This window comes from Sphingomonas sp. (assembly GCF_029239295.1).
In the GTDB taxonomy this organism is placed as follows: domain Bacteria; phylum Pseudomonadota; class Alphaproteobacteria; order Sphingomonadales; family Sphingomonadaceae; genus Sphingomonas.
The window spans coordinates 50,369-70,987 of sequence record NZ_JAQZBC010000013.1 but is presented as its reverse complement, the minus strand read 5'-3'; the positions used below and the strand labels follow the sequence as shown (position 1 = coordinate 70,987).

General features: G+C 65.9%; 21 protein-coding genes and 1 tRNA gene. 9 read left to right on the top strand and 13 right to left on the bottom strand.

Annotation, left to right across the window (positions count from 1 at the left end; all coding sequences use genetic code 11):
- Positions 1 to 94 precede the first annotated feature (94 nt).
- Together K0S66_RS12985 and K0S66_RS12980 are read left to right on the top strand one after the other, a co-directional pair.
- Complete coding sequence (locus tag K0S66_RS12985) at positions 95 to 1,039, top strand: glycosyltransferase family 9 protein (RefSeq protein WP_301075872.1); 945 nt, start codon at positions 95 to 97, stop codon at positions 1,037 to 1,039.
- Positions 996 to 1,400, top strand: a complete 405-nt coding sequence (locus K0S66_RS12980) for a DUF6165 family protein (protein ID WP_301075871.1) — start codon at positions 996 to 998, stop codon at positions 1,398 to 1,400. Before K0S66_RS12985 ends, K0S66_RS12980 begins: the two co-directional genes overlap by 44 nt.
- 258 nt (positions 1,401 to 1,658) lie before the next feature.
- On the opposite strand, the gene K0S66_RS12975 is transcribed toward K0S66_RS12980, so the two are convergent.
- Genes K0S66_RS12975 through cyoA form a run of 8 tightly spaced genes read right to left on the bottom strand, consistent with a single transcriptional unit; the run spans position 1,659 to position 9,987 of the window.
- Positions 1,659 to 3,143 (bottom strand): diguanylate cyclase, encoded by a 1,485-nt coding sequence (locus K0S66_RS12975; RefSeq protein ID WP_301075869.1) that lies wholly within the window; start codon positions 3,141 to 3,143, stop codon positions 1,659 to 1,661.
- A 30-nt stretch (positions 3,144 to 3,173) separates the two neighbouring features.
- Entirely contained in the window at positions 3,174 to 3,710 is a 537-nt protein-coding gene (locus tag K0S66_RS12970) for a response regulator transcription factor (RefSeq protein ID WP_301075868.1), read from the bottom strand.
- Positions 3,711 to 3,739: 29 nt separating this feature from the next.
- Complete coding sequence (locus K0S66_RS12965; protein ID WP_301075866.1) at positions 3,740 to 5,068, bottom strand: ATP-binding protein; 1,329 nt, start codon at positions 5,066 to 5,068, stop codon at positions 3,740 to 3,742.
- A complete protein-coding gene (locus tag K0S66_RS12960) occupies positions 5,068 to 5,757 on the bottom strand; it encodes an SURF1 family protein (RefSeq protein WP_301075865.1) in 690 nt (229 codons plus the stop codon). The genes K0S66_RS12965 and K0S66_RS12960 overlap by 1 nt, the downstream gene beginning before the upstream one ends.
- Complete coding sequence (gene cyoD / locus K0S66_RS12955) at positions 5,757 to 6,155, bottom strand: cytochrome o ubiquinol oxidase subunit IV (RefSeq protein WP_301075864.1); 399 nt, start codon at positions 6,153 to 6,155, stop codon at positions 5,757 to 5,759. Before cyoD ends, K0S66_RS12960 begins: the two co-directional genes overlap by 1 nt.
- Positions 6,152 to 6,772 (bottom strand): cytochrome o ubiquinol oxidase subunit III, encoded by a 621-nt coding sequence (cyoC, locus tag K0S66_RS12950; protein ID WP_301075889.1) that lies wholly within the window; start codon positions 6,770 to 6,772, stop codon positions 6,152 to 6,154. Before cyoC ends, cyoD begins: the two co-directional genes overlap by 4 nt.
- Positions 6,773 to 6,812: 40 nt before the next feature.
- On the bottom strand, positions 6,813 to 8,801 hold the full coding sequence (gene cyoB / locus K0S66_RS12945) for a cytochrome o ubiquinol oxidase subunit I (RefSeq protein ID WP_301075863.1): 1,989 nt from the start codon (positions 8,799 to 8,801) through the stop codon (positions 6,813 to 6,815).
- Between the two features lie 16 nt (positions 8,802 to 8,817).
- Entirely contained in the window at positions 8,818 to 9,987 is a 1,170-nt protein-coding gene (cyoA, locus tag K0S66_RS12940) for a ubiquinol oxidase subunit II (protein ID WP_301075862.1), read from the bottom strand.
- A 155-nt stretch (positions 9,988 to 10,142) separates the two neighbouring features.
- On the opposite strand from cyoA, the gene K0S66_RS12935 reads away from it, so the two are divergent.
- On the top strand, positions 10,143 to 11,474 hold the full coding sequence (locus K0S66_RS12935; RefSeq protein ID WP_301075861.1) for an MFS transporter: 1,332 nt from the start codon (positions 10,143 to 10,145) through the stop codon (positions 11,472 to 11,474).
- 128 nt (positions 11,475 to 11,602) lie between these two features.
- On the opposite strand, the gene K0S66_RS12930 is transcribed toward K0S66_RS12935, so the two are convergent.
- The 3 genes from K0S66_RS12930 to K0S66_RS12920 form a co-directional block, all read right to left on the bottom strand.
- Entirely contained in the window at positions 11,603 to 12,535 is a 933-nt protein-coding gene (locus tag K0S66_RS12930; RefSeq protein WP_301075859.1) for a rhodanese-related sulfurtransferase, read from the bottom strand.
- Positions 12,536 to 12,600: 65 nt separating this feature from the next.
- Positions 12,601 to 12,687, bottom strand: a tRNA-Leu gene (locus tag K0S66_RS12925).
- A gap of 174 nt (positions 12,688 to 12,861) precedes the next feature.
- Positions 12,862 to 13,677, bottom strand: coding sequence for a zinc-ribbon domain-containing protein (locus tag K0S66_RS12920; RefSeq protein WP_301075858.1), 816 nt, complete (start codon positions 13,675 to 13,677; stop codon positions 12,862 to 12,864).
- Positions 13,678 to 13,832: 155 nt separating this feature from the next.
- Between K0S66_RS12920 and ftsE the strand changes: the two genes are divergently transcribed.
- Genes ftsE through K0S66_RS12900 form a run of 4 tightly spaced genes read left to right on the top strand, consistent with a single transcriptional unit; the run spans position 13,833 to position 16,649 of the window.
- Positions 13,833 to 14,540, top strand: a complete 708-nt coding sequence (ftsE, locus tag K0S66_RS12915) for a cell division ATP-binding protein FtsE (RefSeq protein WP_301075857.1) — start codon at positions 13,833 to 13,835, stop codon at positions 14,538 to 14,540.
- A complete protein-coding gene (locus tag K0S66_RS12910; RefSeq protein ID WP_301075856.1) occupies positions 14,537 to 15,421 on the top strand; it encodes a permease in 885 nt (294 codons plus the stop codon). Before ftsE ends, K0S66_RS12910 begins: the two co-directional genes overlap by 4 nt.
- Positions 15,418 to 15,957, top strand: a complete 540-nt coding sequence (locus K0S66_RS12905; protein ID WP_301075854.1) for a YdcF family protein — start codon at positions 15,418 to 15,420, stop codon at positions 15,955 to 15,957. Before K0S66_RS12910 ends, K0S66_RS12905 begins: the two co-directional genes overlap by 4 nt.
- Positions 15,954 to 16,649: a lysophospholipid acyltransferase family protein gene (locus K0S66_RS12900; protein ID WP_301075853.1), complete on the top strand. Its 696-nt coding sequence runs from the start codon at positions 15,954 to 15,956 to the stop codon at positions 16,647 to 16,649. The genes K0S66_RS12905 and K0S66_RS12900 overlap by 4 nt, the downstream gene beginning before the upstream one ends.
- Positions 16,650 to 16,704: 55 nt before the next feature.
- Here K0S66_RS12900 and K0S66_RS12895 read toward each other — a convergent pair whose 3' ends face one another.
- Both K0S66_RS12895 and hisC read right to left on the bottom strand, forming a co-directional pair.
- Positions 16,705 to 17,613 (bottom strand): prephenate/arogenate dehydrogenase family protein, encoded by a 909-nt coding sequence (locus tag K0S66_RS12895; RefSeq protein ID WP_301075888.1) that lies wholly within the window; start codon positions 17,611 to 17,613, stop codon positions 16,705 to 16,707.
- Between the two features lie 57 nt (positions 17,614 to 17,670).
- Entirely contained in the window at positions 17,671 to 18,768 is a 1,098-nt protein-coding gene (gene hisC, locus K0S66_RS12890) for a histidinol-phosphate transaminase (RefSeq protein WP_301075852.1), read from the bottom strand.
- 132 nt (positions 18,769 to 18,900) lie between these two features.
- Here hisC and K0S66_RS12885 point away from each other — a divergent pair, with 132 nt between their 5' ends.
- Both K0S66_RS12885 and metW read left to right on the top strand, forming a co-directional pair.
- Positions 18,901 to 20,019 carry a homoserine O-acetyltransferase gene (locus K0S66_RS12885; RefSeq protein WP_301075851.1) on the top strand — a complete coding sequence of 373 codons (1,119 nt, stop codon included), beginning with the start codon at positions 18,901 to 18,903 and terminating at the stop codon, positions 20,017 to 20,019.
- The gene (gene metW / locus K0S66_RS12880; RefSeq protein WP_301075850.1) at positions 20,016 to 20,615 is read left to right on the top strand and encodes a methionine biosynthesis protein MetW; all 600 of its coding nucleotides are present in this window, start codon (positions 20,016 to 20,018) and stop codon (positions 20,613 to 20,615) included. The genes K0S66_RS12885 and metW overlap by 4 nt, the downstream gene beginning before the upstream one ends.
- Positions 20,616 to 20,619: the final 4 nt, after the last annotated feature.

Sequence of the window (20,619 nt, the reverse complement as noted above, 5' to 3'; positions counted from 1 at the left end):
AACGTGTTCCCTGTTCGCAGGGCGCGGTAAGTGATGCAGGCCCGGCGAATCTTTGATGGAACCGCGGGCGCCTCAGCAACATTCCAGGTTGTTGATGGAAGATGGCGCCCGGGAATGGATGTTGGCGATGCGCGCGGAGGATTATCCGCGTGCCTGGGCATTGTCAGCGCGTGATCTTGCGGCGCGAGACCCGGCGAAGCGCGACGACCCCGGCGTTCCCTATCATCAGCGGTGGGTGTGGGATGGCCGGCCGTTTGACGGCCGCGACGTGCTGGTTCGCTGTTATCACGGGCTGGGTGACACGCTTCAGTTTGCGCGATTTCTGCCGGCGCTGGCGGCCAGGGCGGGGGGCGTGACGGTGGAGGCGCCAGAGCGGCTGCATCCCCTGCTCAGCAGCGTGGATGCAAGGCTGTCGCTGGTGTCGTTCGACCATGCCCGTCCCCTTCCACCCGCCGAATGCGACATCGAGATCACCGAGTTGCCGTTCGCCCTGCGACGCCGGCCCGACGCGATGGCGATCCCGTATCTGCGCGCCACGCCGGCGGCAGTGCCGGGCGACGTGATCGGACTGTGCCATCAGGGCGGGGACTGGGATCCGTCGCGCTCGTTCGATCCGCGGCTGCTGGCGCCGATCGCTGAGGGTGGCCGCTGCGTCTCGCTGGTGCCCGAGCCGTCACCGCTGCCGGTGCTCAACCCCGACGGTTGTCCGTTCTCCATGGACGCTACCGCCGCGCTGGTGGCGGCGTGCGACCTCGTCATCACGGTGGATACGATGATCGCGCATCTGGCCGGGGCGCTTGGGCGGCCGACCTGGCTGCTGCTGAAGGCGGAGCCGGACTGGCGCTGGAACCCGGCGAAAATCGACACCCCCTGGTACCCGAACATGCGCCTGTTCGTGCAGCAGTCGCCCGGCGACTGGGCGGGCGTGATCGCCCGCGTCGGCCGAGCGATCGCGGCGCGCAATGCCTCCCTCACCAACAACGAAAGGTCGGATCATGGCGACGATTGCGGCACCGTCAGTTCCCGTGTCCTGGGGTGAATTGCTCGACAAGATCACGATCCTGGAGATCAAGCGCGACCGGATCACGCGCGCGGATGCACGGACGAATGTGCTACGCGAATATCGTCTGCTGCAGTCGATCGGCGCGGCGGCGCTGAACCGCGGCGGGGTGGCGGTGCTGGTCGAAGCGCTGAAGCGGGTCAATGAAGCGCTGTGGGAGATCGAGGACGCGATCCGCGAACAGGAAGCGGCGCGCGATTTTGGGCCCGAGTTCATCCGGCTGGCGCGCGCCGTCTATCAGCGCAATGACGAGCGCGCCGCGATCAAGCGCGAGATCAACCATGCGCTCGATTCAGACCTGGTTGAGGAAAAGAGCTATGCCGCGAGTATCGCCGCTTAGAGCGTTGCGACGCGGGATGCGCTAGTCTGCGTCATCCGGGCAGGGGGCGGGCAGGGGCGGGGCAGGAATGCGAACCAGGCTGAGTATTTGTCAGCGCAAACGGAAGTTCGCCAGTGTGGAGCAGGCGACAGCGTTCGCGCAGCAGCAGGAGCTGGCGCTGTTTCCCTACCGCTGCGACCGGTGCCGCATGGTTCATTTGACCAGCCGGCGGAAGGGGAAGTGGCGACCGCTTTGAAGGCGCGTGCCTGCGGCTCCCGCCTAGATCGTCTGACTGTCGGGGGCAGTGAGGATCGCGGGCTGCCCGGCAATCGCGCCGGTGCCGCGGCGCAGGCGCTTGGCGCGGTACAAAGCGTCATCCGCACCCTGCAGCAGCGTCGAGCGATCCGGATGACCGGAATCCAGCACACATGCACCGATCGTGGCGGAGACCGTGATCGCGCGATCATCCGCGGAGACGGTGTGGCGAAGCTCCGACAACAACGTCTTGATCCCCTCCGCCAGCCGCTCGCGCGCATGCGTACCGCGCAACAGAAGAACGAACTCATCCCCGCCGAGCCGGGCGGGAAGACAATCACCCAGATAGTCCACTTCGCGCAGGCGCGAGGCGATGACGCGAAGAACCTCGTCGCCTGCCGGATGGCCAAGGCGGTCGTTGACCTCCTTGAACCGGTCAAGGTCGATGATCGCGACGGCGAGCGGGGAGGATGTCCCTGCCGCGGTGGCAATCGCGGCGTCGAGCTGTTCGTTGAAGGCGCGCCGGCTGGCGAGTCCGGTCAGGTCGTCGGTCAGCGCGAACTCGCGCAGGCGGCGTTCGAACTTGTAGCGCTCGGTAATGTCCTGGACCACGCCGATCATCGCCACGACCGCGCCATCACGCCATTCGGGCTCGCCCATCGTGCGAACGCGGCGCTGCACGCCATCGGCGTTCACGAAGTCGAGCTCCAGATCCCACGGCTGGCCATGCTTCCGGCATGCGGCCAGCGCTTCTTGCAGCAGCGCGCGGTCACCCGGCGCGTAAAAGGACAGCGGCTCGATGCTCGACGTATCGACGTCGGGGGATAGATGGTGGATCGCATAGGTCTGCGCCGACCAGTGCGAACGGCCGGTCTTGAGATCGACCCGCCACGAACCAATCCGGGCCATGCGTTCGGCCTGCTGCAACAGGCGCTGCGCACGCTCGATCTCGACCAGCGCCTCCTGCCGCTCAACGGCGAGGCGCAGGCTGGTTCGGCTGGTTCGACGGGCGACAAGGACTGCCTCGATCACGCGCGCCATTCCTTCGAGCAGCGCGATCCGCTCGGACGAGGGATGCTGTGGCTTGTCATCGGCGACGCATAGTGTGCCAACCGGCATCGGCGGGCGATCCGGATCGGCGCGGATGCGCAGCGGGACGCCGGCGTAGAAGCGGATGTGCGGCGGATCAGTCACAAACGGATTGGCGACGAAACGCGGATCGTTCAGCGTGTCAGGGATGACCAGAGTCTCGTCCGCCGCCACCGTGTGCTGGCAGATCGACAAGTCGCGGGCGGTCTCCTCCCCGTCGAAGCCGCAGCGTGCCTTGAACCACTGGCGGTTCACGTCGAGCAGCGAGACGAACGCCATCGAACAGCCGAACAGATAGCGCGCACCCTGAACGACGGCGTCAAATTCTGCTTCCGGCGCCGTATCGAGCACTTCGAGAGTGCGGAGGGCGCGCAAGCGCTCTTCTTCAAGCGCGGGCGACATGCCGGAACCTTCTGTCACAATGCTTACCTAAAAGTTAATTTGCCCGGATCACCGCAAGGGTTTCTTTTCCAGTTTGCGGGCCAGCGTGCGCCGGTGCATCCCCAGCCGCCGTGCGGTTTCCGAGATGTTGAAGCCGGTTTCCGCGAGCGTTTCGTTGATCCGTTCCCATTCCAGGGTCTTGATCGACGTGCTGCGGCCCTCGATCGGGACGGCCGCATCGCCGAGGCTGGCTTTGCCGAATGCGGCCTCGATGTCGTCGGTATTCGCAGGCTTGGCGAGGTAATGGCACGCGCCCAGCTTGATAGCCTCGACCGCCGTCGCGATGCTGGCGAAGCCGGTCAGGACGACGATGAGCATCGCGGGATCGAAAGCGTGGAGCCGCGCCACACAGGCGAGGCCAGAGGCGCTGCCCAGTTTCAGATCCACCACCGCATAGCCGGGATGCCCAGCTTCAAGCACTGTTTCGACCTCAGCCGGACCGTGTGCCACCCAGACTGTATAGTCGCGCCGTTCGAAGGAGCGTTGCAGGGTGCGCGCGAAGGTCGCGTCATCCTCGACGATGAGAAGGCGGCGCTGTTCGGTCATGTTGCTGATCTAACAGGTTGGGGCTGCATTCAAAACGACGCCCCGCGCTGATCCGAGCGGCGCTGCGGCGCCAGTGGCAGAACCAGCCGAACTTCGGCGCCGCCGCCAGCGCGGTTGAGTGCCTCAAGCCGGCCGCCCAGCCGGCGCGCGACATTGTTGGCGAGGAACAGGCCGACGCCGTGCCCCGCGCCCTTGCCCGATTGATAGAGCTTGCCGAGGCTGGCCAGCTGCGCCTCGGTAAAGCCGCGGCCGCCGTCGATCACCGCAATGACGAGTTCGTCCGCCTGACGACTGGCGCGCAACGTTACGCCGCCGGGCGACGCCTCCGCAGCATTGTCGAGCAAGTTCCAGACTGCCTGGCGAAGCGCCGCACCGGCGACGACGGCAGCGTCGCCCAACGTGTCGAGATCGACGACCAGCGGCGCACTGGCAAGCGTCGGGCGCCATTCGTCGACGATGTCGGCCAGAAAGGCGCGCGCCGCGACGCTTTCCATTGCCTCGCCGCGCGGCTCACCGGCGGAATGGAGGATATCGGTGACGATCGCCTTGCAGCGCTGCACCTCGGCCTGCATGTCATCGAGCTCGGCGGCGAGTTCCGGATCCTGAGCGATCTTGGGCAAGCGGCGCCAGTCGCCGAGAATGACGGCGAGCGAGGCCAGGGGGGTGCCGAGTTCGTGCGCGGCACCGCTGGCGAAGAGGCCCATGCGAACGATGCCTTCCTCCTCCGCAGTACGCTGACGCAGGTCGGCGAGAAAGGCGTCGCGGGCGCGCAGGTTGCGGCTGATGCGGGTCACGAACATCGCCAACAGCACGCCGCTGAGCACGAAGCTGAGCCACGCGCCGAATGTCGTGAGATCACCGATCAACGGCTCCAGTTCGGGCGGATAATCAAGCGGGCGGCTGCCGACGGTCAGCCCGGCGAAGCAGATGGCGGTCAGTACCACCAACACCCATACGGACCATGTCTGCAACAGGATCGCGCCCAGCACGACCTGAAGGAGATAAAGCGACACGAACGGGTTGGATGCGCCGCCGCTGAGCGAGAGCTGAGCGGTCAGCGAGCCAACGTCGAACAGCAGCCCGAGCAGCAGCGCGACGCGCGGTACCTGCTGTCGCCGCAGCAGCGCGAAGCTGATGATATTGGCAATCGCCTGAGCCGCGATCACCAGCAGCATCGGCATCAGCGGGAGGTGAAAGCCGAGGCCGTATTCGACGAATAGAATGGTGATGAGCTGCCCGGCCACTGCGATCCAGCGCAGGTGGACCAACTGCCGCATATTTTCCGCGGTGGTGGAATCGCGCGACGATCCCGCCTGGTCCGACCGGCGGCGCGTGAGCGCGAGGATCGGTGCCTCCATCAGTGCCGCCGTTTGCCGCTGCGCAGGACCATCACAGATCCCGCCACGCTGAGCAGCGCGAGCGCGAACCACGTCACGGCATAGGACAGATGATTGTTGCGGAAGGAGATCACCGTCAGCCCGCCGACCGGAAAGCCGCCGGGGTTGGGCGTGTCATCCGCGTCGATGAAGAACGGCGCAGTTGGCCCCAGATTACGTGCCTTGGCGATGGCTGCCACGTCGCGCGAGAACCATCGCTCAGCGGCCGGATCATTGTTGCGCAGGAAGCCGCCGCCTGGCTCGGTTGCGCGCATAAGGCCGGTGATGGTCACCGAACCGGACGGAAGCGCCTCCCGCCGGGTCGCGCGATCGCGGCGGTCGTCGGGCACATAGCCGCGGTTGACGAGGATGGTGCCATCGTTCGTCTGGAGCGGGGTGAGCACCCACCAGCCGCCGCCCAGTGCGGTCAGCGCCTGAACCAGCGTTTCGCGATCATGGAGGAAGGTGCCGGTCACGCGGACGCGGCGGTAGGCGTTGTCCCGCTGCCACTCGTTCCGGGGGGGGAGGGCGGTGGGGGCGGCGCGAACCCGACCCTCCACCTTGGCGATCAGATCAAGTTTCCAAGCGCGTCGCTCGACCTGCCAGATGCCCAGGCCCGCGAAGAGAATGGCGAGCGCCAGGCACAAGGCGGCGAAAGCGACGCGCCGCATCACATGCCGATGCCGTCCATCGGCATCATGTTGGTATTGAGGTGGTACATGATCCACAGCGATCCAGCGATAACGATGGCGACGATCACCAGCGTGAACAGGAGCGTCAGCAGCGTCCAGCCACCTTCCGCCTGACGGTTCACATGCAGGAAGAAGACCGTGTGCACGATGATCTGCACGAAGGCGAGCGCGACCACGATAACGGCGGTTGTCTGTGCCGCCAGCGTGCCGGACATGACCAGCCAGAAGGGGATGGCCGTCAGCACTGCCGACAGCAGGAAGCCAATGACATAGCCGCGAGCCGAGCCATGCCCATGGCCACCATCAGGCGGAGGCCCGTCATGATGCTGATCATGCGCGTGGTCGGAGGCGTGAGCCGTTGCGGGAGGCGTGCTCATTGCAGAACTCCGAGCAGATAGACGAAGGTGAAGACGCCGATCCAGACGACATCGAGCAGGTGCCAGAACATGCTGAGGCACATCAGACGGCGGCGGTTTTCGGGGATCAGCCCCCGCTGCCCCACCTGGACGATCATGACGGCGATCCAGATCAGACCGCTGAACACGTGAAGGCCATGCGTGCCTACGAGCGTGAAGAAGGCCGACAGGAAGGCGCTGCGCATCGGCGTCGCGCCCTCGTGGATCAGCTCCGCAAACTCATAGAGCTCGATGGCAATGAACGCCGCGCCGAACAGGCCGGTGATTGCCAGCCACATCTGCGTGCCGCGAACGTTGCCGCGCTCCATCGCGATCATGGCCATGCCGCAGGTGATCGAGGAGATCAGCAGCATCGCGGTATTCAGCGCGACCAGCTTCAGATCGAAGATCTGGAACGGGGCCGGGCCGCCCGCGTAGCCGGTGCTGAGCACGCCATAGGTGGCGAAGAGCGTCGCAAAGATGAGCGCGTCGCTCATCAGATAGATCCAGAAGCCCAGCATCGTCCCGCCGGAGCTGTGATCGTGATGATCCGCCTCGGTCTGGTAGAAGATGGGGGGGGCGTCGTCAGCCCCGGCCATCTGCCGTGCATCCTCCACGGTGGGGGAATGGGTGGTCATGTCAGGCTCCCGCCAGCGCGTGCTTGCGTTCATTCTCGGCCACTTCCTCGGCCGGAATGTAATAGTCGCGGTTGTAGTTGAAGGTGTGGAAGATGCCGTAGCCGATCATCGCGACGAAGCTCGCCGCTGCCAGCCACCACATGTACCAGATCATCGCGAAGCCGAGCACCGCCGCCAGCGCCGAGAGGATCACACCCGCCGGCGTATTGCGCGGCATGTGGATCGGCTTGAAGCCGCTGGTCGGACGCTTGACGCCGCGCGCCTTCATGTCGTGCCATGCATCGAGATCGTGCACGACCGGGGTGAAGGCGAAATTGTACGCCGGCGGCGGCGAACTGGTCGCCCATTCCAGCGTACGGCCGTCCCACGGATCATCACCGACGCGCAGCTTGTCACGGTTCTTGATGCTGACCGCGATCTGGATGACGAAGGCGGCAATACCGATGGCGATGATCACCACGCCGACGGCGGCGATCATGAACAGCGGCTGCAGCGTCGCATCGTCCAGGTGACGCAGGCGACGGGTGACGCCCATCAGGCCGGCGACGTACATCGGCGTCCACGCGATCCAGTAGCCGATCACCCAGCCCCAGAAGTGGATCTTGCCCCAGAACGGATCGAGCTTGAACCCGAAGGCCTTGGGCCACCAGTAATCGATGCCGGCGAACAGGCCGAACACGACGCCGCCGATGATCACGTTGTGGAAGTGCGCGACCAGGAACAGCGAGTTGTGCAGCACGAAGTCTGCCGGCGGGATCGCGAGCATCACGCCCGTCATGCCGCCCACCACGAAGGTGAGCATGAACGCGACGACCCACTGCATCGGCAGTTCGAACCGGATCTGGCCACGGTACATGGTGAACAGCCAGTTGAAGATCTTCGCACCCGTCGGGATGGAGATGACCATCGTCGCGATGCCGAAGAAGCTGTTGACGCTGGCGCCCGAACCCATGGTGAAGAAGTGGTGCAGCCACACCAGGTAGCTCAGGATCGTGATGACGACCGTGGCATAGACCATCGACGAATAGCCGAAGAGGCGCTTGCCCGTGAAGGTCGACGTGATTTCCGAATAGATGCCGAACACCGGGAGGATGAGGACGTATACCTCTGGGTGACCCCAGATCCACACCAGGTTCCAATACATCATCGGGTTGCCGCCGAGATCATTGGTGAAGAAGTTGGTGCCGACGTAGCGGTCGAGCATGAGCATGGCGAAGGCGGCGGTGAGGACCGGGAAGATCGCCACGACCAGCACGTTGCTGCACAGCGCCGTCCAGGTGAACACCGGCAGCTTCATCATCGTCATGCCAGGCGCACGCATCTTGATCACGGTGACGACCATGTTGATGCCCGACAGCGTGGTGCCGATGCCGGCAATCTGTAGCGCCCACAGATAATAGTCAGGCCCCGGATCAGGGCTGTTCTGCAGGTTCGCGACCGGCACATAGTTCAGCCAGCCCGCACGGCTGAATTCGCCGACGAACAGCGAGACCATGACCAGCGCCGCACCGGCAGCGGTCAGCCAGAAGCTGAAATTGTTGAGGAAGGGGAAGGCCACGTCGCGCGCGCCGATCTGCAGCGGCATCACATAGTTGATGATGCCCACCACCAGCGGGATCGCGACGAAGAAGATCATGATCGTCCCGTGTGCGGTGAAGATCTGATCATAATGGTGTGCGTTGAGATACCCCTCGTTCGCGCCGAAGGACATCGCTTGCTGGGCCCGCATCATCACCGCGTCGGCGAAGCCGCGGAGCAGCATGATGATGCCCAGGATTATGTACATAATCCCGATCTTCTTGTGGTCCACGCTGGTGAACCACTCGTGCCACAGATAGCCCCAGAGCTTGTACTTGGTGATCGCCCCGACGATGCCGAGGCCGAGCACCACGACCACCGCAAAGGTGACGAGCAGGATCGGCTCGTGGATCGGGAAGGATTCTAAACTGAGGCGACCGAAGATCGTCTTCAGGACGGATTCGTTGAACATGAGGAGCTCCGGCGGCTCAGCCGCGCGCCGCGCCGGTGAGACCGGGCACGGTTGGCAGGAGAAGGAAGGACATGTCGCGATTGCGCGGCGAGTCGGGCTTGGTCGCACCAGGCGCGCCGGGCAGTGGCGGCTTGCTGAGGTGCGGTGCGGGCTCGATCTCCTCGCTATCCTTGAGGAGCGCGCCCTCCGGCTTTTCACGCGGAATGGACGTGCGGCCGGCCGGGACGCCAGCACCCGGGCGCATTTCGTGCGGCTTGGCACCGCGCAGCGCCGCGTCGCGTGCCATGATCTCGCTCATGCACGGCGTGCCCGGCGTGACGCAGCGTTCGTAGATGCGCTGGAACAGTGCCGGCTGGACGTTGGAGAAGAACATCGGCGGCACCTTCTCACTGGGCTTTTCCAGCTTCAGGTAATTGGCCGTGTCGAGCGTGTTGCCACGCGCCTTCACCTCGGCAACCCAGCGATCGAAGCCGGCATTGTCCTGCCCGAGCAGCTTGAAGCGCATGTAGGAGAAGCCGGCGCCGCTGTAATTGGCGGACATGCCCTCATACTCGCCCGGGCGATTGAGCACTGCGTGCAGCGTGCTGCGCATCCCCGGCATGGTGTACACCATGCCCGCGAGCGTCGGCGCGTAGAAGGTATTCATCATGTTGCTCGACGTCATGTCGAAGCGCACTTCGCGGTTCACCGGCAGCGCCAGTTCATTGACCGTCGCGATGCCCAGCTCCGGATAGATGAACAGCCACTTCCAATCGAGCGACACGACCTGAACCAGCATCGGCCGTTCATTCTTCGGCTTGGGCTGAGTCGCCGAGATGCGGTTCAGCGGCCGGAACGGATCGAGCAGGTGGGTGCTGGACCAGGTGATGGCGCCCAGCGCGATGATGATCAGCAGCGGCGCCGACCAGATCACCAGTTCCAGCGAGGTGCTGTGATCGAAATGGGGATCGTAGGTCGCGTCCTTGTTGCCCTTGCGATAGCGCCAGGCGAACACGACCGTCAGGATCATCACCGGAACGATGATCAGCAGCATCAGCCCGACAGATGCATAGATCAGGTTGCGCTCCTGAAGCGCGACATCGCCTGCCGGATCGAGCACGGCGCCTTGGCAGCCGGCAACGAACAGCAGGAGCGGAAGCAGGGCCAGGCGGGCGAGCCGCGGAGCCGGGGCGGGATGATCGGGCATATCCAGGCGCTCCTAGGCCGAGTCCACGGGGCGCTACATTGGACAATTTGTCCAATCCCGTCACTGGCGTCGGTTGGGCAGAGGAGTGTATTAGTGAACCCCGAGGCGGGCCAACCATTAATCGCACGGCGGATTGCCGCGGGAGCATGACGGAAATGACTGCATCGACCAACGCGCCGGATTCGGCAGCCCTGGAACGAGATGCCCGGCTGATCAATGCGCGCCAGAAGGATGTCGCACCCGGTGAGATCGCGATCGGCGTGATCATCGGCCGTACCAGCGAGTTCTTCGACTTCTTCGTCTATGCGATCGCGTCGGTGCTGGTGTTCCCGCAGCTGGTGTTCCCGTACGTCGATGCGCTGACCGGCACGCTGTATTCCTTCGCCATTTTCGCGCTGGCGTTCGTCGCTCGCCCGTTCGGCACGCTGCTGTTTATGTGGATCGACCGTATCCACGGTCGGGGGACCAAGCTGACCATTGCGCTGTTCCTGCTGGGCGGATCGACGATCTCGATCGCGCTGCTGCCCAGCTATGCGCAGGTGGGCACGCTGTCGGCCGTTCTGCTGGCGCTGTTCCGTATCGGCCAGGGCGTGGCGCTGGGCGGCGCATGGGACGGACTGCCGTCGCTGCTGTCGCTTAATGCGCCCGAGGAAAAGCGCGGCTGGTACGCGATGATCCCGCAGCTGGGCGCGCCGCTTGGCCTGCTGGTCGCCTCGTGCCTGTTCGCTTATTTCCTGGCGATCCTGTCGCCGGAGGACTTCATCAGCTGGGGCTGGCGCTATCCGTTCTTCGTGGTGCTGGCGATCAACGTCGTGGCGCTGTTCGCCCGCCTGCGACTCGTTGCCACGCCGGAGTTCGAGCGTCTGTTCGAAAGCCGCGAGCTGCAGCCGTCGCCGGCGTTCGCCACCATGTTCCGTGAGCGTCGCACGATCATCCTGGGGGCGTTTGCGCCGCTTGCCAGCTTTGCATTGTTCCACCTCGTAACCGTGTTCCCGCTGTCGTGGGTAACGGTCGAGATCGGCGAGGATCCCGTCCGCTTCCTGGGTATCGAGGCGATGGGCGCGGTAGTCTGCATCCTCGCGATCCTTGCCTCGGGCGTGGTCGCGGATCGCGTGGGCCGGCGTGCCGTGCTCGGCGTCTCGGCGGCGCTGATCGCTGTCTACAGTGGCTTTGCCCCCCGACTGCTGGATGGCGGTGAAGTGGGTGAGGCGATCTACATGATCGGCGGCTTCGCCCTGCTCGGCCTGGCGTTCGGCCAGTCGTCGGGAACGGTGAACAACAACTTCCCGCCGGAATCGCGCTACACCGGCGCTGCGATCGTCGCGAATGCCGCCTGGGTTATCGGTGCTGGTTTCGCGCCGCTGGTCGCGTTGTTCCTCGCCAGCCGTTTCGGCCTGTGGTCGGTCGGCCTGTACCTACTGTCGGGCGCTGCGTGCACGCTGGCCGCGCTGGCGATCAACAAGGACTTCGCGCGCCGCGCCGCGTGACGGCCGCTCGCCACGATCCCGAAACCAGAACGGGCGTCGACAGTGTCGGCGCCCGTTTCGCTATGGCTGGTTCGTAGGACTGTTGCTGCTGCCGTCCAGGGTATCGGCCGGCGACAGGAAGAGCGGTGCTACCGTGAGTCCATCTTCGCGCCGACGTGGCGCTCCCCGCGGGCACGCGCCAGTTCCTCCTGACGATGGCGCTCGGCAAGGCGAGCGCGCTTGGCGTCGTCCAGATCGGCGTGACAGGCCGGGCAGCTGATCCCCTCTTCATAAAGCGGGGATTGCCGTGCCTCCGGGCTTACCGGGCGCCGGCAGGCACGACAGAGGACATGGGTGCCGGGCTGAAGCTCAGGCGTCACCGCGACGCGTTCGTCAAAGACGAAGCATTCGCCCTGCCATGACACCTGATCGGCGGGTATCTTCTCGAGATAGTTCAGGATGCCGCCTTCGAGGTGGTAGACCTCCTCTATGCCCTCCCCCTTCAGAAAGGCGGTGGACTTCTCGCAGCGGATTCCACCGGTGCAGAACATCGCGACTTTTGTCTTGCCGGCAACCAGTTGGTCGCGGTTGGCCCGGAACCAGGCGGGAAAGTCACGAAAGCTGCGCGTTTCCGGGTTGATGGCGCCGGGAAAGGTGCCGATCGCCACCTCGTAATCGTTGCGCGTGTCGATGACGACAGTGTCCGGCTGGGCGATCAGATCGTCCCAGTCCTCAGGCGCGACATAAGTACCCGCGTCCGCGAGCGGATCGAGATCGGGCTGTCCCATGGTGACGATCTCTCGCTTCAGCCGGACCTTCAGGCGATGAAAGGGCGGCGTCGGCGCCTCGGCGTATTTCACCGCCAGATCGGCGCAGCCCGGAAGGGTTCGCAGATGCGCGATGACGGCCTCGATGCCAGGCGGCGGGCCGGCGATCGTGCCGTTGATGCCCTCGTGCGCCAGCAGCAGCGTTCCCTGCACATCATGCAGGCGGCAGCACGCCTCGATACCGTTGCGCAAGGCGACAGGATCGTCGAAGCGGGTGAATTGATAAAGGGCCGCGGTGCGGAAGGGGAGGGTCATGATCAGCCGGCAAGAGAAGCGGCGGGGCACTCAAGAGAGTGTTTCATAACCCCGCCGATAATCAATGGTGCGGTCGAGAAGACTCGAACTTCCACGTCCTTTCGGACACAACGACCTCAACGTTGCGCGTCTACCAGTTCCGCCACGACCGCACGTGATGTCCACCGGGCAGGCCCGGCGGCTGGCAGGAGCGGGCCACTAGCAAGGGTTGTGGGGGCTGGCAATGGGGTCTGCGCAATCAGATCGAAAAGTTATGCGGAAAAAGTGCCCGAAGGCTCCGCGCGTCCAAGCGAACGTGCGGAGACCATGCCATTATATGGCCCGGATCAGCTGTCGCCTTCGCCCACGAAGCTTAGCTCCAGCTTCTTGGAGCTGGCCGGCACATCGAGCTTGGCCGAATTGAAATCGATCGCGCTCTTGGGTGCCAGGGTCCGCTGCTGCGGGATGATCGTCCAGGTGTAGACGATCCGGTTCTGCGCATCGCGAAGGTCGGCGCGGATGTCAGGCACGCGCTGACGCTCATTGGACGGGTTCAGCACCTTGCCACTGACTGCGAACAATTCACTGCCGTTGCTGATTTCGCGGCGCTCGATCGGATTGTCGATGAGGCGGAGCGGGGTTTCCTCCGGGCCGAAGTTTAGCCCGAGCTGCGAGGCGAGCCCCGGCGCACTGGTCCACAGGATCGCGCCGACCGCGACCAGCATCAGCAGCGCGGCGAGAACCGCAGCGATTGTCCAGCGACGCGCGGGGTTGGTGCGGGGGCGCGCTGCCCGCGCCGGAGCCGGGCCGGCGCTGGCTGGCGCCACGCCCGCCATGGCGGCGGCAAATGATCCGGGCGCGGGACCCTTGACTGGGACGGCGCCAACCGGGGGCGGCGCCGCGTCGGCGGCATGCGTCGCTGCGCCGGGCTCCGGCGGCGACAGCGTCTCAGACAGGGACACGGCCGTTGACGATACCGCATCCGCCTCGGGCGACGGACCAGTCGGCTGCGGCGGGGCGGCCATCGCCTCGATCGCGCGGGCGTCGGGCTCCTGATGCCAGCTATGCCGGCAGTTGGCACAGCGCACCGTTCGACCCTCCGGGCCGATCGACGTGTCGGGCACCAGATACCGGGTGCGGCATTCGGGACATTCGAGGATCATCGCGCGACGTTACCGGCGTAAGACAGAAGGGCTGAAGCCATCGCGAATCTAAACACGCCCTGTGCCCTGCATGCAAGCGGAGGTTGAAGCGGGAGGCTGCATCGTGCGATGGCGCGTGCGGGGCATAGGTGGTTCAAGGGACGAGCAGCGCCGCAATGGCGAATATCGTGCAGTTCGAGAATGTGGGGCTGCGCTACGGGCAAGAGCCCGAAACGCTATCTGATGTCAGCTTCGCGCTGGCGCCCGGGTCATTTTATTTCCTGACCGGCGCCAGCGGCGCGGGGAAGACGTCGCTGCTGCGCCTGCTGTACCTTGCCCAGCGACCGAGCCGGGGGGTTATTCGCCTGTTCGGCGAGGATGCGGTGACGATGCCACGCGGGCGGCTGCCGGGTTTTCGACGCCGGATCGGCGTGGTTTTTCAGGACTTTCGATTGGTGCCGCACCTGTCGGCGGCGGACAATGTCGCGCTGCCGCTGCGGATCGCCGGCATGCCGGAAGCGGAGATCGCGGAGCCGGTCAGCGAGATGCTGGCCTGGGTAGGGCTGGCGGAACGGGCGGATGCGAAGCCGGAAACGCTGTCGGGCGGTGAGCAGCAGCGAGTGGCGATCGCCCGCGCGGTGATCGGCCGTCCCGAGATGCTGGTAGCGGACGAGCCGACGGGAAACGTCGACCCCGAGATGGCGGAGCGATTGCTGCTGCTGTTCGATTCGCTCAACCGGTTGGGCACCACCGTTGTGGTGGCGACACACGACCTTCACCTGATGCACCGTTTGCCCGGCGCGCAGATGATGCGGCTGGTGAAGGGCCGGCTGCAGGATCCGACCGGAACGCTGCGCCACCCACCGGCGCGCGAGATGCTATGAGCACCGGCGGCGAGCGGACCCGGCGTGTCCTGGACGAGGCGCGCGGTGTGCGGGCGATGGTGTGGATCATCGCGATCATGCTGTTCCTGACCGTGTTGGGCGCGGCGCTGGGGCTGGCGACGCGCAATGCGGCGGCCACGCTGGAGAACCAGCTGGTCGGGCGAGCCACGGTCCAGATCGTTACCGGCGATCCTGCGCGGCGCGCAGCCGAGGCGGACCGCGTGCTCGGCGCGCTGCGACGGTTGACCGAGGTGCAAGCGGCAACGCCGGTCGATCGCCGCGAGCTGGCCGCGCTGCTTCGCCCCTGGCTGGGCGAGGACGGGGCGGATCCGGATTTGCCGGTGCCGACGATGATCGATCTTGAACTGACCAGTAGCCAGCCGGCGACCTTGGCGAAGGTGCGTGCGGCGGTGGCGAAGGTCGCGCCCGCCGCACGCGTCGATGCGCATGAGGCGTGGATGGCGCCGGTGGCGGATTTCCTAGACCTGATCGTGCTGATCGCTGCCGTGCTGGTGATCCTGCTGGCGACCGCCACGGCGGCGGTGGTGGTGCTGGCGGCCCGCGCCGGGCTTGAGGCGCATCGTCACACGATCGAAGTGATGCACATGCTGGGATCGACCGACGTGCAGATTGCGCGGCTGTTCCAGCGCCGCATCGCGCGCGACGCGGCTATTGGCGCTACGATCGGCGGACTGGCGGCGATCGTGATGCTGCTGGTGATCAGCGCACAGGCTGCGGGGCTCGGATCGGAGCTGCTGGGGCAGGCTAGGCTGGGACCGGGCGGCTGGGCAACGCTCGCCCTGCTGCCGATCGGCTTCGTCCTTCTGGCGGCGCTCGCGGCGCGATTTGCGATCACCCGGACGCTGGAGCGCGTGCTGTGATCGCGCGCTTCATCGGGTTGATGGCGGTGGCCTGGGCGCTAGGCTTTGCGGTGTTCATGCTGCGCCTCGCGGAGCCGGCCGATCCGGCGCTGCGCACCGACGCCATCGTCGTGCCGACCGGCGGGCCCGGCCGGATCCCGCGTGGCTTGGCGATGATCGACGCGGGACGAGCGAAGCGGATGCTCGTGACCGGCGTCGCGACTGGACTGCGCAAGGCCGATCTGATCGCCGCCAACGGGCATGCGCGGGCGATCGCCTGCTGCGTCGACCTGGGGCGCGAGGCGGTGGACACGCGATCGAACGCGGAAGAAACCGCGCGCTGGATGCGCGAGCATGAGTATAAATCGGTCCGGCTCGTCACGTCGGACTGGCATATGGCGCGCGCGCGGATGGAGCTGGGTGCAGCGCTGGACGCGGACGTCGTCATTTACCGCGACGGCGTGCGTGCCGAACAACCGCTAGGCCGACTACTCAATGAATACAACAAGTTGATCCTGAGACGGATCGCTTTGTGGGCAGGAATTGACGGAATATGAACAGGCTGCGTACGATCCTGTACCAGATCGTTTTTTATGCAGGGTCGGTGGTGATCGTCTTGCTGGTGCCGTTCTTCGCACCGTTCGGGCAGAAGGCGCTGATCCACCATGCGCACCGCTGGGCCGAGCTCAATCGCTGGGCTGCGCGCGTGTTCCTGGGGATCACCACCCGGATCGAGGGGGAGGTGCCGGAGGGGCAGTTCCTGTTCGCAGCCAAGCACCAGTCGATGTACGAGACGACCGAGCTGCAGCTGATCCTTCATGGCCCGGCGATGGTGCTGAAGCGCGAGCTTAGCCGGATCCCGCTGTGGGGGTGGGCGACCAAGCTATATGGATCGATTGCGGTTGATCGCGAGGCATCGGCCAAGGCGCTGCGCCGGCTGATGACCGAGGGCGCGGCGCTGCGGGCGCAGGGGCGGTCGGTGATCGTCTATCCCGAGGGAACGCGGGTTACGCCAGGCACCACGCCGCCACTGCGGTCGGGCTTTGCCGGCCTGTACAAGGCGGTGAACCTGCCGGTCGTTCCGATCGCGCTAAACAGTGGGCTGGTGATGCCGAAGAAGGGAGCGAAGCGGCCGGGCGTGGTGACCATCCGTTTCGGCAAGCCGATCCCGCCGGGGCTGCCGCGCAAGGACGTCGAGCATCGCGTCTGGCAAGAAATCAACGCCCTGGAGCCGGCCGCGCAGGCCTAGCCGCCGGCCTGCTTTCGGCCCGGTTCCGGCCTGTCTGCGGCGAAGATCGGCCGCGTCAGTCGTGCTTTCGGCCAAAGTCCGCGGCGGCATCATCCTGCCCCTGATCGACGATCGAGCGGCGGATCGTGCGAGTGCGCGAAAACAGATCGAACAGCGTGTCGCCGTCGTCCCAGCGGATCGCGCGCTGCAGGTGCGACAGATCCTCGCTGAAGCGTTGCAGCATTTCGAGCACCGCTTCCTTGTTGGCCAGGAACACGTCGCGCCACATCGTTGGATCGGACGCGGCGATACGGGTGAAGTCGCGAAAGCCGCCGGCGGAGAACTTGATCACTTCCGACTGGGTGACTTCGGCCAGGTCGTTGGCCGTGCCGACGATCGTATAGGCGATCAGGTGGGGCAGGTGACTGGTGACCGCCAGCACGCGATCGTGATGATCGGGCGCCATAATCTCCACCGTGCTGCCGAGCCGGCGCCAGAATTCGACCACGCGCTCGGTCGCAGTGGGATCGCCATCGGCGAGCGGGGTGACAATGCACCAGCGCCCGCGGAAGAGCGTGGCGAAGCCAGCCTCCGGGCCGCTCTGCTCCGTGCCTGCCACGGGATGTGCGGGAACGATCGTTGCGCCGGGCAGCGCTTCGGTCAGCGCGCGGGCGACCTCCGCCTTGCAGCTGCCGACATCGCTGACGATCGCATCGGCTGGCAGATCGGCCGCCATCTCCGCCGCCGCCGCGCCCATCGCGCCGACCGGCACGCACAGGATGACGAGATCGGCATCGGTGACGGCGGCGCCGATCGTGTCGGTGACGTCGTCGACGATCCCCAGCGCGTCAGCACGGCGGCGCACGTCGGGATCGGCATCATGGCCGGCCAGCGCGACGGTGGGCATATACTGGCGTACCGCGCGCGCGACCGAGGAACCGATCAGGCCGAGGCCGACGATGGTAACGCGTGCGAACGGAAGCATCATGCCACCTTGTTCAAGCCGCCGGGGCGGCAGGGAGCGCGAGGCGCGGGGAGGGGATCATTCAGCGCCGGCGAGGGTACGGAGCGCCGCGATGACACCGCGAGTCTCATCCTCGGTACCGATCGTGATGCGCAGGCCGTGCGGGAGGCCCTGGCCGGGCAGCCAGCGGACGATATAGCCGGCGTCCATCAGCCCCTTGTACGCGGTCTCCGCCGTCAGATCGCCTTCGAACACCACCAGCACGAAGTTCGCCTGGCTGGGGATGGCGCGCAGACCGGCATTGCCGAGCTTCGCGATCTCGTCCGAGAACCACGTCCGCCACTTCGCATTATGCGCCGCGGCGTTGGCGACGAAATCGGTATCGCCCAGCGCAGCGATGGCGGCCGACTGGCCGGCGATGGTGATCGAGAAGGGCAGGCGGATGCGGTGCATCGCCTCGATCAGCGGCGCGGCACCATAGCCCCAGCCGATCCGTTCGGCCGCGAGGCCGTACATCTTGGAGAAGGTACGCGTGACCAGCACGTTGGACGCACGCTCCGCCAGGGCCATGGCGCCATCGTCGTCCGCGCCGTCGATATATTCGGCATAGGCATGGTCGAGGACGAGCAGGATGTCATCGCGCAGGCCGGCGTGCAGCCGCTCGATCTCGCTGCGCGGCGCATAGGTGCCGGTCGGATTGTTCGGATTGGCGACGAACACCATCGTGGTGCGGTCGGTGACCGCAGCCAGGATCGCATCCACGTCGGTCGCATAATCCTTGTCCGGCGCGATGACCGGGGTTGCCCCGGTCCGGCGGGTCGCGATCGGATAAACCGCGAAGCCGTAGTTGACGTAGATCACCTCATCACCCGGCCCGGCGAAGGCGCCGGCGGCGAGGTGAAGCACCTCGTCCGAGCCGTTGCCGTAGATGATGCGGGCGGGATCGAGCCCGTGCTTGGCGGCCAGTGCCTCGCGCAGGTCGGCCGCGCCGGCATCGGGGTAGCGTTCCAGGCTGGTCGCCGCGCTGGCAAAGGCTTCGCGCGCGCGCGGGCTGGTGCCGAGCGGGTTCTCGTTCGACGACAGCTTCGCGACCTTGCGCCCATCCTCGGTCGTCGAGCGACCGGGAACATAGGGCGCGATCTGCATGATCCATGGCTTGGGAGCGGGTCCGTTCATGGCGCGGGCGTGTAGCGGGCGGCGGCGCAGGTTGGCAATGTGGCGCCGGCAATTCGGCGCAAGCAGCGAGGCACCAAATGTTCGGTACACGAATGGTTTGCTTGCGCCGCGCACAATGCTAGCGCGGCCTGCATGTCCGCCGACGACCAGCGTTTCGGTCTCCAGCGCCACGTCATCCTGCCCGGCCCGCTGGCGCTAGACGGCGGGGGGCAGCTTGCGCCGGTCGAGATCGCCTATGAAACCTATGGCACGCTGTCGCCCGATGGCGGCAACGCGGTCCTGATCTGCCACGCATTGACGATGGACCAGCATGTCGCGGGAGCCAATCCGCGGACCGGCAAGCCGGGCTGGTGGACGCAGATGGTGGGACCGGGCCGGCCGGTCGACACCGATCGATTCTTCGTCGTGTGCGCCAATGTGCTGGGCAGCTGCATGGGATCGTCCGGCCCCGCGACCGTCAATCCCGCGACCGGCGCGCCATTCGCGATGAGTTTCCCGGTGATCACGATCCGCGACATGGTGCGCGCGCAGGCCATGCTGCTCGACCATCTGGGTGTGGGGCGGCTGAAGGCGGTGATCGGCGGGTCGATGGGCGGGATGCAGGCGCTGAGCTGGCCGGCGACCTTCCCCGACCGGGTCGAGGCGGCGGTGATCATCGCGTCGGCCGCGCGGCATTCGGCGCAGAACATCGCGTTCCACGAGGTGGGCCGGCAGGCGGTGATGGCCGATCCCAATTGGCGCGGCGGCGATTATTATGGCCATTCGGCGCCGGCCGCCGGGCTGGCCGTGGCGCGCATGGCGGCGCACATCACCTATCTGTCGGAGGCGGGGCTGACCGAGAAATTCGGTCGCAAGCTGCAGGCGCGCGAGGCCAAGACGTTCGGCTTCGACGCCGATTTCCAGGTCGAGAGCTACCTGCGCTACCAGGGCATTGCCTTTGTCGACCGGTTCGATGCCAATTCGTACCTCTATATCACCCGCGCGATGGACTATTTCGATCTGGCGGAGGAGCATGGCGGGCTGCTGGCCAATGCGTTTCGGCAGAGCCGCGCGCGCTTTGCGCTGATCAGTTTCGACACCGACTGGCTGTACCCGACGCGCGAATCGCGCAGCATCGTCCAGGCGCTGAACGCCGCCGGCGCGCCGGTCAGCTTCGTCGAGCTGTCGAGCCCCTATGGGCACGACGCCTTCCTGCTCGAATCGCCGGAGATGAACCGCGTGGTCGCCGGGTTCATGGGAACCGCGACATGACGCTCCGCGCCGATCTGGCCATCATCGCCGACCATGTGGCGCCGGGCAGCCGGGTGCTGGACGTCGGCTGCGGCGACGGGGCGCTGATGGCGGCCCTACGCGATGGCAAGCAGGCGGATGCGCGCGGGCTGGAACTGGAGCCGGGCAATGTGGCGGCCGCGGTCGGGCGAGGATTAAGCGTCATCCAGGGCGATGCCGATGTCGATCTTGCGAGCTATCCCGATCGAAGCTTCGACTATGCGATCCTGAGCCAGACTCTGCAGACGTGCCGCGCGCCCGACGTGGTGCTACGCCACCTGCTGCGGATCGGGCACCGTGCCTTTGTCAGCTTCCCCAATTTTGCGCATTGGCGCGTGCGGCTGTCGCTGCTGTGGGGCGGGCGGATGCCGGTCACGCGGCTGCTGCCGGAACGCTGGTACGACACACCCAATATTCATCATCTGACGGTAGATGATTTCAGAGCGCATCTGGCCGAACAAGGGGTCGCCGTGGAAGGCGCATGGTTCCTGTCGGGTGACAAGAAAACAACATCGGCCGCAGCAAACATCCTTGCCGAGCATGCGATATTCCTGCTGCGGGGAACTGAACACCCTTAATCTG

Excerpts from the sequence above, each read along its gene's own strand:
- K0S66_RS12985 (WP_301075872.1), top strand. The coding sequence starts at position 95 with ATGGAAGATGGCGCCCGGGAATGGATGTTGGCGATGCGCGCGGAGGAT.
- K0S66_RS12980 (WP_301075871.1), top strand. The coding sequence starts at position 996 with ATGGCGACGATTGCGGCACCGTCAGTTCCCGTGTCCTGGGGTGAATTG.
- K0S66_RS12970 (WP_301075868.1), bottom strand. The coding sequence starts at position 3,710 with ATGACCGAACAGCGCCGCCTTCTCATCGTCGAGGATGACGCGACCTTC.
- K0S66_RS12965 (WP_301075866.1), bottom strand. The coding sequence starts at position 5,068 with ATGGAGGCACCGATCCTCGCGCTCACGCGCCGCCGGTCGGACCAGGCG.
- K0S66_RS12960 (WP_301075865.1), bottom strand. The coding sequence starts at position 5,757 with ATGCGGCGCGTCGCTTTCGCCGCCTTGTGCCTGGCGCTCGCCATTCTC.
- cyoD (WP_301075864.1), bottom strand. The coding sequence starts at position 6,155 with ATGAGCACGCCTCCCGCAACGGCTCACGCCTCCGACCACGCGCATGAT.
- cyoC (WP_301075889.1), bottom strand. The coding sequence starts at position 6,772 with ATGGCCGGGGCTGACGACGCCCCCCCCATCTTCTACCAGACCGAGGCG.
- cyoB (WP_301075863.1), bottom strand. The coding sequence starts at position 8,801 with ATGTTCAACGAATCCGTCCTGAAGACGATCTTCGGTCGCCTCAGTTTA.
- cyoA (WP_301075862.1), bottom strand. The coding sequence starts at position 9,987 with ATGCCCGATCATCCCGCCCCGGCTCCGCGGCTCGCCCGCCTGGCCCTG.
- K0S66_RS12935 (WP_301075861.1), top strand. The coding sequence starts at position 10,143 with ATGACTGCATCGACCAACGCGCCGGATTCGGCAGCCCTGGAACGAGAT.
- K0S66_RS12930 (WP_301075859.1), bottom strand. The coding sequence starts at position 12,535 with ATGACCCTCCCCTTCCGCACCGCGGCCCTTTATCAATTCACCCGCTTC.
- K0S66_RS12920 (WP_301075858.1), bottom strand. The coding sequence starts at position 13,677 with ATGATCCTCGAATGTCCCGAATGCCGCACCCGGTATCTGGTGCCCGAC.
- ftsE (WP_301075857.1), top strand. The coding sequence starts at position 13,833 with ATGGCGAATATCGTGCAGTTCGAGAATGTGGGGCTGCGCTACGGGCAA.
- K0S66_RS12910 (WP_301075856.1), top strand. The coding sequence starts at position 14,537 with ATGAGCACCGGCGGCGAGCGGACCCGGCGTGTCCTGGACGAGGCGCGC.
- K0S66_RS12900 (WP_301075853.1), top strand. The coding sequence starts at position 15,954 with ATGAACAGGCTGCGTACGATCCTGTACCAGATCGTTTTTTATGCAGGG.
- K0S66_RS12895 (WP_301075888.1), bottom strand. The coding sequence starts at position 17,613 with ATGCTTCCGTTCGCACGCGTTACCATCGTCGGCCTCGGCCTGATCGGT.
- hisC (WP_301075852.1), bottom strand. The coding sequence starts at position 18,768 with ATGAACGGACCCGCTCCCAAGCCATGGATCATGCAGATCGCGCCCTAT.
- K0S66_RS12885 (WP_301075851.1), top strand. The coding sequence starts at position 18,901 with ATGTCCGCCGACGACCAGCGTTTCGGTCTCCAGCGCCACGTCATCCTG.
- metW (WP_301075850.1), top strand. The coding sequence starts at position 20,016 with ATGACGCTCCGCGCCGATCTGGCCATCATCGCCGACCATGTGGCGCCG.